This window comes from Romboutsia sp., from assembly GCF_051659545.1.
GTDB lineage: Bacteria > Bacillota > Clostridia > Peptostreptococcales > Peptostreptococcaceae > JBOFOR01.
Window position 1 is genome coordinate 1 of the sequence record NZ_JBOFOR010000086.1, and the last position, 16,517, is coordinate 16,517.

16 protein-coding genes are annotated in these 16,517 nt (G+C 30.2%); all 16 read left to right on the top strand.

Annotation, left to right across the window (positions count from 1 at the left end; all coding sequences use genetic code 11):
• Positions 1–900, top strand: a 900-nt coding sequence (locus tag ACRC03_RS05150) for a diguanylate cyclase (protein WP_438651492.1), incomplete at its 5' end; no start/stop codon positions are given.
• A 75-nt stretch (positions 901–975) separates the two neighbouring features.
• Entirely contained in the window at positions 976–1,239 is a 264-nt protein-coding gene (locus ACRC03_RS05155; RefSeq protein WP_438651493.1) for a YlmC/YmxH family sporulation protein, read from the top strand.
• Positions 1,240–1,260: 21 nt separating this feature from the next.
• Complete coding sequence (nrdR, locus tag ACRC03_RS05160; protein WP_438651494.1) at positions 1,261–1,719, top strand: transcriptional regulator NrdR; 459 nt, start codon at positions 1,261–1,263, stop codon at positions 1,717–1,719.
• Position 1,720: 1 nt separating this feature from the next.
• Positions 1,721–2,431, top strand: a complete 711-nt coding sequence (pgeF, locus tag ACRC03_RS05165; protein ID WP_438651495.1) for a peptidoglycan editing factor PgeF — start codon at positions 1,721–1,723, stop codon at positions 2,429–2,431.
• Between the two features lie 19 nt (positions 2,432–2,450).
• Positions 2,451–3,140, top strand: a complete 690-nt coding sequence (locus ACRC03_RS05170) for a winged helix-turn-helix domain-containing protein (protein WP_438651496.1) — start codon at positions 2,451–2,453, stop codon at positions 3,138–3,140.
• A 28-nt stretch (positions 3,141–3,168) separates the two neighbouring features.
• On the top strand, positions 3,169–4,455 hold the full coding sequence (locus tag ACRC03_RS05175; protein ID WP_438651497.1) for an ATP-binding protein: 1,287 nt from the start codon (positions 3,169–3,171) through the stop codon (positions 4,453–4,455).
• Positions 4,456–4,549: 94 nt separating this feature from the next.
• Complete coding sequence (locus ACRC03_RS05180; RefSeq protein WP_438651498.1) at positions 4,550–5,470, top strand: YIEGIA domain-containing protein; 921 nt, start codon at positions 4,550–4,552, stop codon at positions 5,468–5,470.
• A 66-nt stretch (positions 5,471–5,536) separates the two neighbouring features.
• Complete coding sequence (locus tag ACRC03_RS05185; protein ID WP_438651499.1) at positions 5,537–6,478, top strand: YIEGIA domain-containing protein; 942 nt, start codon at positions 5,537–5,539, stop codon at positions 6,476–6,478.
• A gap of 2 nt (positions 6,479–6,480) precedes the next feature.
• The gene (locus tag ACRC03_RS05190) at positions 6,481–6,681 is read left to right on the top strand and encodes a capping complex subunit for YIEGIA (RefSeq protein ID WP_438651500.1); all 201 of its coding nucleotides are present in this window, start codon (positions 6,481–6,483) and stop codon (positions 6,679–6,681) included.
• 109 nt (positions 6,682–6,790) lie between these two features.
• Positions 6,791–8,119: a DUF512 domain-containing protein gene (locus tag ACRC03_RS05195; RefSeq protein WP_438651506.1), complete on the top strand. Its 1,329-nt coding sequence runs from the start codon at positions 6,791–6,793 to the stop codon at positions 8,117–8,119.
• 26 nt (positions 8,120–8,145) lie between these two features.
• Positions 8,146–9,471: a ribosome biogenesis GTPase Der gene (gene der / locus ACRC03_RS05200; RefSeq protein ID WP_438651501.1), complete on the top strand. Its 1,326-nt coding sequence runs from the start codon at positions 8,146–8,148 to the stop codon at positions 9,469–9,471.
• Between the two features lie 24 nt (positions 9,472–9,495).
• Entirely contained in the window at positions 9,496–10,104 is a 609-nt protein-coding gene (plsY, locus tag ACRC03_RS05205; RefSeq protein ID WP_438651502.1) for a glycerol-3-phosphate 1-O-acyltransferase PlsY, read from the top strand.
• A gap of 27 nt (positions 10,105–10,131) precedes the next feature.
• Entirely contained in the window at positions 10,132–11,154 is a 1,023-nt protein-coding gene (locus ACRC03_RS05210; protein WP_438651503.1) for an NAD(P)H-dependent glycerol-3-phosphate dehydrogenase, read from the top strand.
• A 157-nt stretch (positions 11,155–11,311) separates the two neighbouring features.
• Positions 11,312–12,787, top strand: a complete 1,476-nt coding sequence (gene spoIVA, locus ACRC03_RS05215) for a stage IV sporulation protein A (RefSeq protein WP_438651507.1) — start codon at positions 11,312–11,314, stop codon at positions 12,785–12,787.
• A gap of 262 nt (positions 12,788–13,049) precedes the next feature.
• Complete coding sequence (locus tag ACRC03_RS05220) at positions 13,050–14,546, top strand: alanine/glycine:cation symporter family protein (RefSeq protein ID WP_438651504.1); 1,497 nt, start codon at positions 13,050–13,052, stop codon at positions 14,544–14,546.
• A gap of 319 nt (positions 14,547–14,865) precedes the next feature.
• A complete protein-coding gene (locus ACRC03_RS05225) occupies positions 14,866–16,341 on the top strand; it encodes an alanine/glycine:cation symporter family protein (RefSeq protein ID WP_438651505.1) in 1,476 nt (491 codons plus the stop codon).
• Positions 16,342–16,517: the final 176 nt, after the last annotated feature.

The window sequence follows — 16,517 nt, forward strand, 5'->3', positions numbered from 1 at the left end:
TGTGTCAGAAAAATAGATATTGTAGCAAGATATGGGGGAGAAGAATTTGCTATAATACTACCTGATACGAAAGAAGAAGATGCTATTAAGATAGGAGAAAGAATAAGAGAATCAATACAAAATACTTACTTTATAGGTCAAGAAAATCAACCGGGCAAGAATATAACTATGTCAATAGGTGTATCATCTTATCCTAGAAGAGCTTCAAGTAAACATCAGTTCATTAATACAGCAGATGATGCTCTATATAGAGCAAAAGCCTTTAATAAAAATAGAGTAGAATCATATCATAGTGTACTAGATGGTATATGTAAAACCATGGAAATAAAAGAAGATACAGCAAAATCCTTAAAAGCCTTTATAAGTATGATAAATATAAAAGATAGATATACATATGCTCATACTGAAAGAGTAGTAATTTATACTAAATGGTTTGCGGAATACTTAAATCTAAGCGAGGAAAAGAAACTACAGCTACAAATATCTGCATATCTTCATGATATAGGCAAAGTAGAAATTCCTGAAGAAGTTTTAAACAAAAAAGAAAAATTAACAGATGAAGAGTTCCAAATGTTTAGAGATCATCCTCAAGTAGGTGTTGATTTAATTAAAAATATAAGCCAATTCGAGCCATTAACACACCTTATAAAACACCATCATGAAAGATATGATGGAAGAGGCTATCCAGATGGGCTTAAAGGGGAAGCGATACCTTATTTAGCTAGAATGATGACTATTGCAGATAGTTTTGATGCAATGACATCAAATAGGCCGTACAATGTGAGAAAGACTCAGGAACAAGGAATACAAGAATTAAAGGATAATGCAGGTTCTCAATTCGACCCAATATTAGTAGATCAATTTATTGATATGATTGAAAAATATAAAGACAACCTTTAAAAATATAAAATGGCCTATATAGGTCATTTTTTTTAGGTAAATTACATATTTATTTTTAAAGGAGTTGATTATAATATGATTAGAGTATCTGATATAATGGAAAAAGAAATAATAAATGTGAAGAATGGAAAGAGAATGGGGTTCATAACAGATATAGATATGGATATTAACGAAGGTAAAATAATGTCGTTCACAATAACAGGAGATGGAGGACGAGGATTTTTTTCTAGAGGAAATGAAGGACAAGTGATATTCTGGAGTGATATACTTAAGATAGGATGTGACACTATAATAGTTAACATAGGGTCTGAACTTAATCTAGACGAATTTAAAATATAAGCTACAAAGGAGGACAAAAAATTGCAATGCCCATATTGTAACTATAAAGAATCTAAAGTTATAGATTCTAGACATACAGACTCAAAGTCAATTAGAAGAAGAAGAGAGTGTGAGTCTTGCAAAAAAAGATTTACAACATACGAAAAAATAGAAACTACACCAACAATGGTCATTAAGAAAGACTCTAGTAGAGAATATTTTGATGGAGACAAAATAAAATATGGAATACTAAAAGCCTGCGAAAAAAGACCTGTATCAGTGGATCAAATTGAAGAAACAGTAGCCTACATTGAAAATGAAATAAATAAAAATTACATATCTGAAATAGAAACTAGAGAAATAGGCGAGATGGTAATGGATAAGCTAAAAGACATAGATGAAGTAGCCTATGTAAGATTTGCTTCAGTATATAGACAATTTAAAGACATAAATACATTTGTTATAGAATTAAAAAATATATTGATGGAGAAGGGTGATTAGCATGAAAAATTATATGACAGTACAAGAGATAAAAGACAATATTGACTTTGTAAATTTAGCTATTACTCTAAAAAATATAGATGCCAAATCTAGGGAAGATATGAAGCTAGTATGTGAAGAAGAAGATTTAAATATAGAAAATTTAACTAGTAATTTACAAATACATTCAGATATAGTAACTTTAATAAATAAGGATAATATTGGTCAGAAAATTGAAGGAGATGCATTGATAACCAATATAAATAAAGTTCCATTGTTAATATTTACTGCAGACTGTGTTCCTATAGGTATAATTGACAAAAAAAACAAAGCTATTGGTGTTGTTCATGCTGGATGGAGAGGTACATATGACAAGATAGCACAAAAAACTATCGAGAAAATGTCAAAAGAATTTAACACTAATCCAAAAGATTTAATTTGTGTAATAGGTCCATCCATAGGACCGTGTTGCTACGAGGTATCAGAAGAATTAGTTGAAAAATTTAACACAAATTTTACAAACTGTAATGAAAAATTTTATATAATAAGAAATAACAAATATTATTTAGATTTATGGAAGATTAACGAGTATATATTAGAAACTAGTGGAGTAAAAAAAGAAAATATAATTAACTTAAATTTATGTACTAGTTGTAAACACGATGAGTTTCATTCTTATAGAAAACATAATCAAACAACAAAAAGAATCGGAATGATAATGGAGATAAAATAGGGAGGGAGATTAACTAAAGATGGAATCAAAAATTCTTGTTATAGACGACGAAATGCACATAGTTGAGCTTCTTAAATTCAACTTAGAAACATCAAACTACGAAGTTGATTTTGCTTATGATGGGTTAGATGGATATATAAAAGCTAAAGAAAATAAGCCGAATTTAATACTTTTAGACTGGATGTTACCAAATATTAGTGGAATAGATGTTCTAAGAAAAATTAGAACTGATAAAGATTTAAAGCAAATACCAGTTATAATGTTAACTGCAAAAAATATGGAAAACAACAAAATAGAAGGTTTAGAAGTAGGGGCAGATGATTACATTACAAAACCTTTTAGTATAAAGGAGCTATTAGCGAGAATTAGTTCAGTACTAAGAAGGTATAAAATTAACGAAAAACCAAGTGAAATAATATTATCTACAGGTAATTTAAAGGTAGATTTATATAAACATGAGGTACATAAAGGTGATGAAAAAATAGATTTAACACTTAAAGAATTTGAATTGTTAAAATTGTTATTAGAAAATAAAGGAAAAGTACTTTCAAGAAACCATCTTCTAGATAAAATTTGGGGATATGAGTATTATGGAGAAACTAGAACTGTAGACGTTCACATAAGATACTTAAGAAAAAAAATTGAAGGTGACTGTAGTTCAGAGAAATATATTCAAACAGTAAGAGGTGTGGGATACAAGATAGACTAGGGGAAAATTATTTTAGGAGAGTATGATTATGGAAGAGTTAATTACCATAATGTTTTTTATTATACTTATATCAGTTATAATTGCAATATTATCACTTAGGTATACAATTAGACTTAGAAAATATTTAGAAGAATTTATTTATGTTTCAAAAAAGATTAGCAATAAAGAATTCCACACTAGGCTAAATATATCAGCTAAAGGTGAACTTGGAGAATTGGCTAAAAACTTTAATGAAATGATAGAGATAATGGACAGCACAATTACAGAAGTAGAATATAATCATCTTCAAATGACATCTATATTAAAGAGTATATCTCAAGGTATACTAGCAATAGATATAGATGGGAACATAATGTTAATTAATGAAGAAGCTAAAAGAATGTTAAAATGTAGCAAATATAAAACAATAGAAGGAAATAATATTAATTTAGTAATAAAAGAAGAAAAAATATTAAAAGAAATACTATTGTTTAAAAGCTCTAAAAAAAGCAAAAAAATAGAAATTACCACAGAAGAAGATATTGTATACGAAATTAGCCTAGACCCTATATACTTACAAGATATAAATAATATAATAATAGGATCTATTATTAACATTGAAGATATAACGGAAAAAGTTAAATTAGAAAATATGAGAAGTGACTTTGTGGCAAATGTAAGTCATGAATTAAAAACACCGCTGACATCGATAAGTGGTTTTGTTGAAACATTAAAACTAAATGAAAATATAGACATAAACACTAGAAATAGATTCTTAGGTATAATAGAAAGTGAATCAGACAGATTAAAGAGATTAATTGAGGATATTCTATTATTGTCATTTATAGAAAAGAAAGGTAATGCTCTCTTAGATAGTGTATCTATATATGAAGTATTTATAGAAGTTTATGATATGACTAGTTATATGGCTAGAGAAAAAAATATAAAACTTTTATATGAATTTGAGGATAAATCCTTAAAAGTTTTAGGTAATAGAGATTATATTAAACAAGTAATATTGAATTTAGTAGATAATGCAATAAAATACACTCCAGAAAATAATAAAATCTGCGTTGAAGTATTCAAAAAAGATGAATCTATAATAATGAAAGTAATTGACCAAGGGGTAGGAATACCTCAAGAAGATATAAATCGTATATTTGAAAGATTTTACAGAGTAGACAAAGCTAGAAGTAGAGATGTAGGTGGAACAGGCCTAGGATTGGCTATAACAAAACATATAGTTAAATCTTTAGGAGGAACGATAAAAGTAAAAAGTGAATTAGGAAAAGGCAGTGAGTTCACTGTAACTATTCCTTCGAAAAATTTCCTTTAATATAAGGAAATTTTTTTTTGTTTTTGCACAAACTAAGTTTAATAAAATTCTAGATTTAAATCAATGTTTTGTAAAAATAAAAGGAGTTGAGACAATGAAAGAAAGCTTATTAAATGAAGAATTATTTAGACGAGCTTTTGTAGTATCGATGCTTATAGGAATAATATGTAGAGGACTTGTTTTAAGGGTAACAGATAAGCAATATCCATCTAGGCCACAGGATTATTTAGAACAAGTAATTATATCTGGATTATCAGCATCCCTTGGTGCAATAGCTTTTCCTGCACTTATGGATAAAGAATTTTCAGCATTAACATTTTTTGCAGTTGCTATACAACAATTTCAAGGACTAGCAAAGCAAGAGAGAATTACTATAGAGAATATAGATAAGGCGGAGCTTGTTCCAAAGGGGTGTGCCTATGTAGAAGAAATAGCATCTACCTATGAATCTAGAAGTTACATTAGCTTAATTTCATCACTAACAGCATCTATAATATACATAGTGGTAGCAAAAAGATATAAGTTCGGCTTTTTAGCATGTTCTATACTAGCTGCATTAGGTGGAGTTGTAGTGGGAATTTTATTTAGAAGATATTTAAGAAGAGATAGTATTGGAGATATAGCAGAGGTAGTTCCAGCTAAAATAAAATTTGAAGACGCTAACCTTATGGTGAATAATATTTATATAGCTAATATAGGTTTAGAAGATACTAGAAAAAAATATTTACAAGATGGTTTAGCAGTTGAAATAGTACCAAGAAATTTAGGGAAATTTGGAATAGTTAACGATAATGGGCAAAGAGATGCTATTTTAAATAATATTTATATCCATATGGGGATAAATAAAGATGTAGATGAGAAAGATATTTTATTAATATCTAGATCAAATCTAGAAAAAAACACAGTTGTTTTACCATATATACCTATTTTAAAAGACATAGATGAAATGATAAGAGTAATAAAAAGTACTCCAGTAATAGAAAGTGCAAAAGGAAAGCAAAGTGCATATAAATAAAAAATCATGAAATAATTCAAAAATTAGAAATTGGAAATCATAACATATAATTAAAGAGGTGATTAAATGGACAAAATGGATAACATATTTTTTGTAGGTCTAGCAATAGGAATGATATCAAGAATTATAATGTTAAACTTAGATCAAAAGCAATATCCTACTCAACCTAATATACTACTAACTCAATTAATATTAGCTTTTGTATCATCTTCACTTGGTGCTTTATTGGTTCCTGCTCTTTTATCTCGTTCATATACATCAATAACATTTTTATCTTTAGCAGCAGAGCAATTTAGGCAGGTAAGAGAAAATAGAAGAGATACGCTTCAAAACCTAGAGGATGTTCAACTAGTTCAAAGAGGAGAGGCGTTTATAGAAGAAATTGCTAGAACTTATGAAATAAGAAATTATATGTGTATACTAACATCTTTTTTAACTGTGGGACTATATTATGTAATAGTATCTGAATTTAAAATTAATTCGAATATAACATTGGTAATAAGTGGTGTTTTGGGAATAGCACTAGCATTAGTCTTAAAAAAACTACTTACAAGACAGACTATAGGAGAGATAGCAGATGTAATTCCTGTAGAGATATCCTTTGTAGATGAATTTATAATGCAAGTAGGAGATTTAAAAGGAATAACAAATATGGGCTCAAAATCAGATAGAGAGAGATATCTTACTCGTGGTTTAGGTATAGAAATAATACCAAAGGATAAAAATTATATTAATGCAGGAATACTGTTAAATCTAGGACAAAGACAAGCTATAATATACAATATCTACTCAAGAATAGGAATATTTAAACAAGAAGATGAACCAGCATTTTCACCTTTACCAAGAAGAAACCCTAAGAAAGAAAGTCTTGTTATAGCTTATATACCAATAGAAAAAGATATAGATAAACTTATAGAAGCTGTAAAATCTTGTCCAGTACTTTCAAGTGCAAGAGGTAAAAATCTATCATTGAAAAATCATAAAATAGGAGAGAAAGGAAGTGCATAAAAATGGGAATGAATGTAGGAATTAATGAATTTGCCTTAGCGATAGTTACAACAGATAAAAATATGCAGGTTAGTGGAGGCTGTCCTATATTTTATGCAAATGATAATAAGGATCTACAAAAACAAGCAATGCTAATGGCAAAATGTGTTGGTGGAATGGTACATGCTATGAATAACCAAACGTTAATTGTAGTTAAACATTAGAAGGTACCTATAGGTACCTTTATAAATTTGGAGAATATTGACTACTTTTATCAAAACATGGTATTATAGTGTGATGTATTTACTAAAGAAAAGTGGTGAAAATAACAATATGGAAGTAAATGTGAAAAATGTTAATAATATAATAAGTAAAGTATACAAAGATAGTATTGCAAAAGAATTAGGTATAGAAGAAGGAGATTTACTTATATCTATAAATGAGCAACCAATACATGATATAATAGAATATAAATTTTTAATGAGCGATGAATATTTAGAATTAGAAATTAAAAAAATCGATGGACAAGTGTACATATACGAAATAGAAAAAGAATATGATGAAGACTTAGGGATTGAATTTACAAATCCTATAATAGATCAAGCTAAAAGTTGTAGAAATAAATGCGTATTCTGTTTTATAGATCAACTCCCCGAAGGTATGAGAGAAACTCTTTACTTTAAAGATGATGACTCAAGATTATCTTTTTTACAAGGAAACTTTGTAACTCTAACAAATATGAGTGAAGACGATATAAATAACATAATAAAGTACAGAATAAGCCCTATAAACATATCTGTTCACACTACAAATCCAGAACTTAGACAAAGCATGTTAAGTAATAGATTTGCAGGTAAACTTTATAGTATAATGGAAAGATTAGCAGATGCTCAAATAGAAATGAACTGCCAAATTGTTTTATGTCCTGGATATAATGATAAAGAAGAACTAACTAGAACAATATCAGATTTAGAAAAATTATATCCATACGTAAATAGTGTAGCCATAGTTCCAGTAGGTATAACAAAACATAGAGGTCATCTACCTAAATTAGACATATTTAATGGAGAAGGTGCAAATCAAACTATAGAGCAAATACATGAGATTCAACAAATGTATTTAGCAAAGAGAGGAACTAGATTTGCATTTTTATCAGATGAATTTTATATAATTGCAAATAGAAAGCTATTAGAATATGATGAATATGAAGGGTTTATTCAATTTGAGAATGGTGTAGGAATGATAAGTAAACTTGAAAGAGAAATTCAAGACTATTTAGAAAAATTACCTCAAGAAAAAATTGAAAAATCTAAAAAAGTATCAATAGCAACAGGACATTCAGCATATGAATTTATACAAAAAGTTTCTAGTTATATTACAGAAAAATGCCCTAATATAGAAATAAATGTATATAAAATAATAAATGAGTTTTTTGGAGAAACAATAACAGTTTCAGGACTTATAACAGCTACTGACATAAAAAATCAGTTAAAAAACAAAGATTTAGGAGAAACTCTATATATTCCAAGAAGTATGCTTAAAGCTGATGAAGAGATATTTTTGGATAATATTACGTTACAAGAATTAATAAATTCTATGAATATTGAAATTGTACCATGTTTAAATGAAGGACAAGACTTTGTAGAAAAAATACTTAAATAAGATTTGAAATAAGAAAGGAGAATATTATGAGTGATAATAGACCGGTAGTTGCAGTAGTTGGAAGGCCCAATGTTGGTAAATCAACATTATTTAATAAATTAGCAGGAAAAAGAATATCTATAGTAGAAGATACTCCAGGAGTAACTAGAGATAGAATATTTACGGAGGTAGAGTGGTTAAATTACTACTTTACACTAGTTGATACAGGAGGTATAGAACGTGATAATGGAGATGTAATATTATCTCAAATGAGAAACCAAGCAATGCTTGCTATGGATATGGCTCACGTTATACTATTTGTAGTTGATGGTAAGGCTGGTCTTACAGCAGCAGATAAGGAAGTAGGAGAACTACTTAGAAAAACTAAAAAACCAGTCATACTAGTAGTTAATAAAATAGACAACCAAAACCAAAATGATAACATTTATGATTTTTATGAATTAGGACTTGGAACGCCTTTTGCAATATCAAGTGCTAACAGTATGGGACTTGGAGACTTATTAGATGAAGTAGTTCAAAATTTCCCTAAAGGATTAAATACAGAATATGACGAAGATATAATGAGAGTTGCTATAACAGGAAAGCCTAACGCAGGAAAAAGTTCTATACTTAACAATATATTAGGAGAAGAAAGAGTTATAGTAAGTCCAATAGCAGGAACAACTAGAGATGCAGTAGATACATACTTAGAAAAGAATGGACAAAAATTCCTTCTAATAGATACTGCAGGTATAAGAAGAAAAAGTAAAATATATGAGACAGTAGAAAAATACAGTGTAATAAGAGCTATGACTGCAGTAGATAGAGCAGATGTAGTATTAATAGTAATAGATGCAGCAGAAGGAATAACTGAGCAAGATACAAAGGTGGCAGGTATAGCTCATGATGAAGGTAAAGGTTGTATATTCATAGTTAACAAATGGGATTTAATAGAAAAAGACAACAAAACTTTAGGAAACTATACTAGAGACATTAAAGAAAAATTCCCGTTCATGATGTATGCTCCAGTATTATTCGTGTCAGCTAAGACTAACCAAAGAATGGATAAAATACTTGAAATGGTAGAATATGTAGCAAGTGAGCATGCTAAGAGAATTTCAACTTCAACACTTAATGACGTAATAGGTGAAGCTGTAATGTTAAACCAACCACCATCAGATAAAGGTAGAAGATTAAAGATTTACTACGGGTCTCAAACAGGAGTTAAACCACCTAAGTTCACATTATTCATAAATGACAAGGACTTAACTCACTTCTCATACCAAAGATATCTTGAAAATAAGATAAGAGAAAACTTTGGATTTGAAGGAACGCCAGTACAATTTGAATATAGAGAAAAAAATAGAAAATAATCAAATTTACCTAAGGGGGGCAACATGATTGGTTATATAATTATTATTGTAATTGCATATCTTTTAGGAAATATATCTACTTCATATATAGTGGCTAAAAGGCTAGCAGGAGTTGATATAAGAACACAAGGATCTGGAAATGCAGGATCAACAAATGTTCTTAGAACATATGGAAAAAAAGCAGGAGCTTTGACATTTGCAGGGGACCTATTAAAAGGTATGATATCTGTGTTTATAGCACAGTTTATAGCTAGGCTTATGGGAATTGATGTAATTAATGCTGGATATTTAGCTGTAGTAGGTGTAGTTTGTGGACACAATTGGCCTGCAATACTAGGTTTTAGAGGTGGAAAAGGAGTAGCAACATCTCTAGGAGCAATGATAGCAGTAAATCCTATAATAGCATTATCTTGCTTTGGTATGTTTTTAATTATAGTAGCTATTACAAAATACGTATCATTAGGATCTGTATTAGGTATAGCTGCATCTCCCATAATAATGATATTAGTAGACAATCAAAAAGGAATTATAGTAACCTTAATTTTAACCTTATCAGTTGCATATACACATAGAGCTAACATAAAAAGGCTTCTAAATGGAACTGAAAGAAAAATTGGTGAAAAGAAACAATAATTTTAGCATAGTTAGGTGGTGCTTAGGATGAGCAAAATAAGTGTCTTAGGAGCTGGAAGTTGGGGAAGTGCATTAGGATTAGTTTTAGCTAAGAAAGGCTATGAAGTAAGCTTATGGACTTTAAATGAAGAACAAGCAAATAAAATTAATAATGCAAGAGAAAATATAGACTATTTACCAGGAATAGTATTTCCTAATAACATAAAGGTTACTACTTGTTTAGAAGAATCAGTAAAAGATAGCGAGATTATAGTATTAGCAGTACCATCGCAAGCTATAAGAAGTGTAAGTAAGCAAATAAAACCTTTTGTAAAAGATAATCAAATACTTGTAGATGTAGCCAAAGGGCTAGAAAAAGGTACAGGACTTAGATTATCAGAAGTTTGTAAACAAGAACTTCCTAATAATCCATATGTAACCTTGTCAGGACCTTCTCATGCAGAAGAAGTAGCTAAAGATATACCTACTACTGTGGTAGTAGCGTCAGAAAATTTAGAAGTTTCTCAAAGGGTTCAAGATGCATTTATGAGTCCTAAGTTTAGAGTATATACTAATCCTGATATAGTAGGTGTTGAATTAGGTGGGGCTCTTAAGAATATTATAGCTTTTGGAGCTGGTATATGTGATGGTTTAGGATTAGGTGATAATGCTAAAGCGGCATTAATGACAAGAGGAATAAGAGAAATTGGTAGACTTGGTGCAGCAATGGGAGCAGATGCTTCAACCTTTGCTGGACTTTCAGGAATAGGAGACTTAATAGTTACTTGTACTAGTATGCATAGTAGAAATAGACGTGCTGGTATACTAATAGGTCAAGGAAAAGGGCTAGAAGAAACTTTAAAAGAAGTAAAAATGGTAGTTGAAGGTATAACAGCGACAGAAGTAGCATATGAAATGGCAGATAAGCTAAATGTAGATATGCCTATAACAAATGCTATATACTCAGTTTTACATAAAGGTTCTAATCCAAATGAAGTTATAATAGAATTAATGATGAGAAACAAGACTCACGAAATGGAAGAAGTAGTTAATGATAAGTTAGGATTTTAATCCTAGCTTATTTTTTTTGAGCAACGGGCAGAGCCGTTGGCGATATGAAGTGTTTCGCAGACAGGTCGATCAAGCGAAGCAAATTTTTTATTATTTTGGAATAATAGTCCACTTATGAAAATATAATTTACTAATAAACCATATGCAGGAGGGGAATCTGATGAATAACATTTATGAGGATATAGCGAAAAGGACTCAAGGTGATATATATATTGGAGTGGTGGGCCCTGTGAGAACAGGAAAATCTACATTCATAAGAAAATTTATGGAGAAGCTGGTATTGCCAAATATAGAAAATGAATATAAAAAAGAAAGAACACAAGATGAAATACCTCAAAGTGGCTCAGGAAAAACTATAATGACGGTTGAGCCTAAATTTGTTCCAGCTGATGGAGTAGAAATAAAAATAAGGGATACAGTATCTTTAAAAGTTAGAATGGTTGACTGTGTAGGATACATAGTTGATGGAGCACTAGGTCATGAAGAAGAAGGTAAACAACGTTTAGTGTCAACTCCATGGTCACAAGATGCAATGACTTTTGAAAAAGCAGCAGAAATAGGAACAAAAAAAGTTATAAGAGATCATTCTACAATAGGGATAGTTATTTTAACTGATGGTTCAGTTACAGGTATAGAAAGAAGGAATTATATTTCAGCAGAAGAAAGAGTAATAAATGAATTAAAAGCTTTAAATAAGCCATTTGCTGTAGTTCTAAATACATTAGATCCTAATAGTCAAGAAACAGATTTACTAAGAGCTGAATTAGAAGAAAAATACAATGTTCCTATAGTTCCAGTAAATGTTTTAGCAATGGATGAAGAGGACATAGAAAATGTAATGGAAACTGTATTATATGACTTCCCAATAAATGAAATAAGAATTAATTTACCAAAATGGGTAGAAGGATTAGAAAAAAATCATTGGATTAAAAATAATGTAATATTTACATTAAAACAAAGCATAGATGATATGGGCAAAATTAGAGATATAGATGGTTTAGTAAATGGATTTACTGAATTAGAATTCTTAGAGGACACATCAGTAGATAGAGTAGAACTAGGAGAAGGTGTTATAACTATAGATTTAAGTGCTAAACAAGATTTATTCTATAATATCTTAGAAGAAAAGAGTGGTTTTAAAATAGATGGAGATCATCAGTTATTAAATCTTATAACTAAATTATCAAGAGTTAAAAATGAATATGATAAAATAGAAACTGCACTTTTTGATGCCAAAACAAAAGGATATGGTGTTGTGGCACCTTCTCTAGATGAGCTTAGCTTAGAAGAACCAGAAATAATCAAACAAGGAAAACAATATGGTATCAAGTTAAGAGCAAATGCACCGTCACTTCATATAATAAAAGCTGACATATCTACAGAAATATCTCCAATAGTTGGAAGTCAAGATCAAAGTGAAGAAATGTTTAAATATATAAAAGATGAATTTGAGCAAAATATGAATGATATATGGTCATCTAATATGTTTGGTAAATCACTTCACGATTTAGTTAAAGAGCAATTACAAAGTAAATTGTACACAATGCCAGAAGAAATAAGAATAAAAATACAAAAAACATTACAAAAAATTATAAATGAAGGAAGCACGAATATTATAACAATACTATTATAAATTAAAATAAAAAGGTTAAATTAAAATAAAAATTTAACCTTTTTTCTTTTGAAAGTTTAAATGTTAAATTTATGTAAAAGTTTGTTAAAAAATAATTTTTTGTAATATTCTAAAAATTCATGAAAAATACAACAATTTAGTTTATACTTATATTAAGTAAGTATTTTATTTTTTTAGTTTGATATATAAAAATGTATTTAACAAAGGGACTAATATTATATCAAATTACATTTTTTAATTTTTATTTTTTAGGGGGTATTTTATGGAATTAATTGTAACAGCAGTTAACAATGTCATTTGGAGTAACTATTTAGTTTACTTATGTCTAGGAGCAGGAGTTTATTTCTCTTTTAGAACTAGGTTTTCTCAGGTGAGGCATCTAAAAGAAATGGTAACGTTATTATTTAAAGGAGAAAAATCAGCAGAAGGTATATCTTCATTCCAAGCATTATGTACAGCACTAGCGGGACGTATAGGAACAGGAAATATAGCAGGTGTTGCAACTGCTATAGCAATGGGAGGGCCAGGAGCATTATTTTGGATGTGGGTAATAGCTTTCTTAGGAGCTGGCTCAGCATTTGCAGAATCTGCACTAGGACAAATTTACAAGGAAGAGCATGATGGTCAATACCGTGGAGGACCAGCATATTATATTGAAAAAGGTTTTGGAAATACTACATTTTCTAAGTGGTATGGAATACTGTTTGCAATAGTTACAGTAATAGCTGTAGGTATATTATTACCAGGAGTTCAATCTAACTCTATAGCAACAGCAGTAAAGAATGCGTTTAACATAAATACATGGATAGTAGCAGGAGTTTTAGTTGTTTTACTAGCACTTATAATATTTGGAGGTATAAAGAGAATAGGTTCAGCAGCAGAGTTAATAGTTCCTTTTATGGGTGGTATATATATACTTATGTCAGTAGTAATAATAGCTGTTAACATAGGTCAAGTACCAGATATATTAGCTTTAATATTCAAATCAGCATTTGGTCAAGAAGCGGCATTTGGTGGAATAATAGGTTCTACTATAGCGTGGGGAGTTAAGCGTGGAGTTTATTCAAATGAAGCTGGTCAAGGTACAGGACCACAAGCAGCTTCAGCTGCAGAAGTAAGTCATCCTGCTAAGCAAGGTTTAGTCCAAGCATTTTCGGTATATGTAGATACATTACTTGTATGTTCGGCAACAGGATTTATGATACTTATGACAGGAAGCTACAATGTAATGGCAGCAGATGGAGGTAGCTTTATAGTTGAAAATCTACCAGGTGTAGAGTATGGACCAGCTTATACTCAGATAGCTGTTGATTCATTATTACCAGGAAGTGGATTTGGAGCATCATTTGTTGCAATTGCATTATTCTTCTTTGCATTTACAACGCTAATGGCATATTACTATATAGCAGAAGTTAATGTTACTTATATAGCTAAGAAAATAACAGGTGGAAGTAGTAGTAAAATAGCTATAACACTATTAAGATTTGCCTTATTATTTATGGTAGTATTCGGATGTGTAAAAACTGCAAACCTTGCATGGACTATGGGAGACATAGGTGTTGGAGCAATGGCATGGCTTAATATAATAGCTATACTTGGGTTATCTAACATAGCTATGAAGTGTTTCAATGATTATGATAGCCAATTAAAGGCTGGAGTTCCTAGAGAAAATATACATTTTGATCCAATTAAATTAGGAATAAAAAATGCTGATTTCTGGGTAGAAAGAAATAGAAAGCTGACTAAAAAAGCAGAATAAATATAATTAAGAAGTAGTTCTTTCTATGATGGAACTACTTCTTTGTTGTTTTAAATTGATTTACTGTTTTTTTTACTTTAAATGTATTGGAATAATTAGGATTATAAAAGAATAAAATAGGGTATATAAAAAAATAAAATATATAAAAATTAACTGAAAATTTAGAACTTAACAAAAATTTAACACTATTAATACACTTAACAAAGCTATAATTAAATAAATAGAAAAAACTTTTAACCTTAATAAAAGTTTGAAGTCAAAATATGAAAATATTCTAATCCAAATAAGTGAAAGTAAATATAATCAAGGGGGGATACGTATGGAGAATATTGTTAACAGTATTAATAATATCATCTGGAGTAACTGGCTAATAGGTTTATGTTTAGGTGCAGGGATATACTTCTCAGTTAGAACAAGGTTTTTACAAGTTAGACATGTAAAGGAAATGGTAGTTCTTCTAGCAAAAGGAGAAAAATCAGAACAAGGTATATCTTCATTCCAAGCATTATGTACTGCACTAGCAGGACGTATAGGAACAGGAAACATAGCAGGGGTTGCAACTGCCATAGCAATGGGTGGTCCAGGGGCATTATTCTGGATGTGGGCAATAGCATTCCTAGGAGCAGGTTCAGCATTCGTTGAATCTACATTAGCACAAATCTACAAAGAAGTAGATGATGGTCAATATCGTGGAGGTCCAGCATATTATATTGAAAAATGTACAGGATTAAAATGGTATGCAACAATATTTGCAGTAGCTACAGTATTTGCAACAGGATTATTATTACCAGGAGTTCAAGCTAACTCGATAGGTGTAGGAGTTCAAAATGCATTTGGAACAGATACATGGATAACAGGATTAGGTATAGTAGTATTATTAGGTCTTATAATATTTGGTGGTATAAAAAGAATTAGTTCTGCAGCAGAGTTAATAGTTCCATTTATGGGTGCTGCATATATACTAATGGCTTTAGTTATTATAGCTGTAAATGTAGAAAAATTACCAGAAGTAATTAAATTAATATTCTCATCAGCATTTGGTCAAGAAGCAGCATTTGGTGGAATATTAGGTTTAACAATACAATGGGGAGTAAAACGTGGAGTTTACTCAAATGAAGCTGGTCAAGGTACAGGACCTCAAGCAGCGGCAGCGGCAGAAGTTTCTCACCCTGCTAAGCAAGGTTTTGTTCAAGCATTCTCAGTATATGTAGATACATTATTTGTTTGTTCAGCTACAGGGTTTATGATATTAATGACAGGTAGCTATAATACATTATCACCTAGTGGTGGTTTTATAGTTGAAAATTTACCAGGTGTAGATTTTGGTCCAGCATTTACTCAAACTGCAGTAGATACTTTAATACCAGGATTTGGTTCAGCTTTCGTTGCAGTAGCATTATTCTTCTTTGCCTTTACAACATTAATGGCATACTATTATATAGCGGAAGTTAACTTAGCTTACTTATATCAAAAAGTTCTTAAAGGAAAAGAAGGAAGTAAAAAGTTTGTTATATTTGGATTAAAATTAGTATTACTAGCAGCTTCTTTCTATGGATGTATAAAAACAGCAAACTTAGCTTGGGCAATGGGTGATATTGGTGTTGGATTAATGGCATGGTTAAACATAGTTATGATATTATTCATAGCAAAACCAGCGTTAATAGCATTAAAAGACTACGAAACTCAACAAAAAGCTGGAATTGATAGACAAGATATTAAATTTGATCCAATCAAATTAGGAATAAAAAATGCAACTTTCTGGGAAGAAAGAGTAGAAAAAGAAAAGAATGTTTAAATAATATCTTAATGAAAAGAGTGAGCGACGTAATGCTCACTTTTTTTGTACGTTCAGCATGTCTACTGAGCCGATAGGTTGAAAGAAACCTTATCGCCTAACCAACAGGAAGATAACCCGTAAGCAAGGGCGTCACTGGTAACGGTGAGTCTGAAGGAAGCCGAAGGGGGAATATG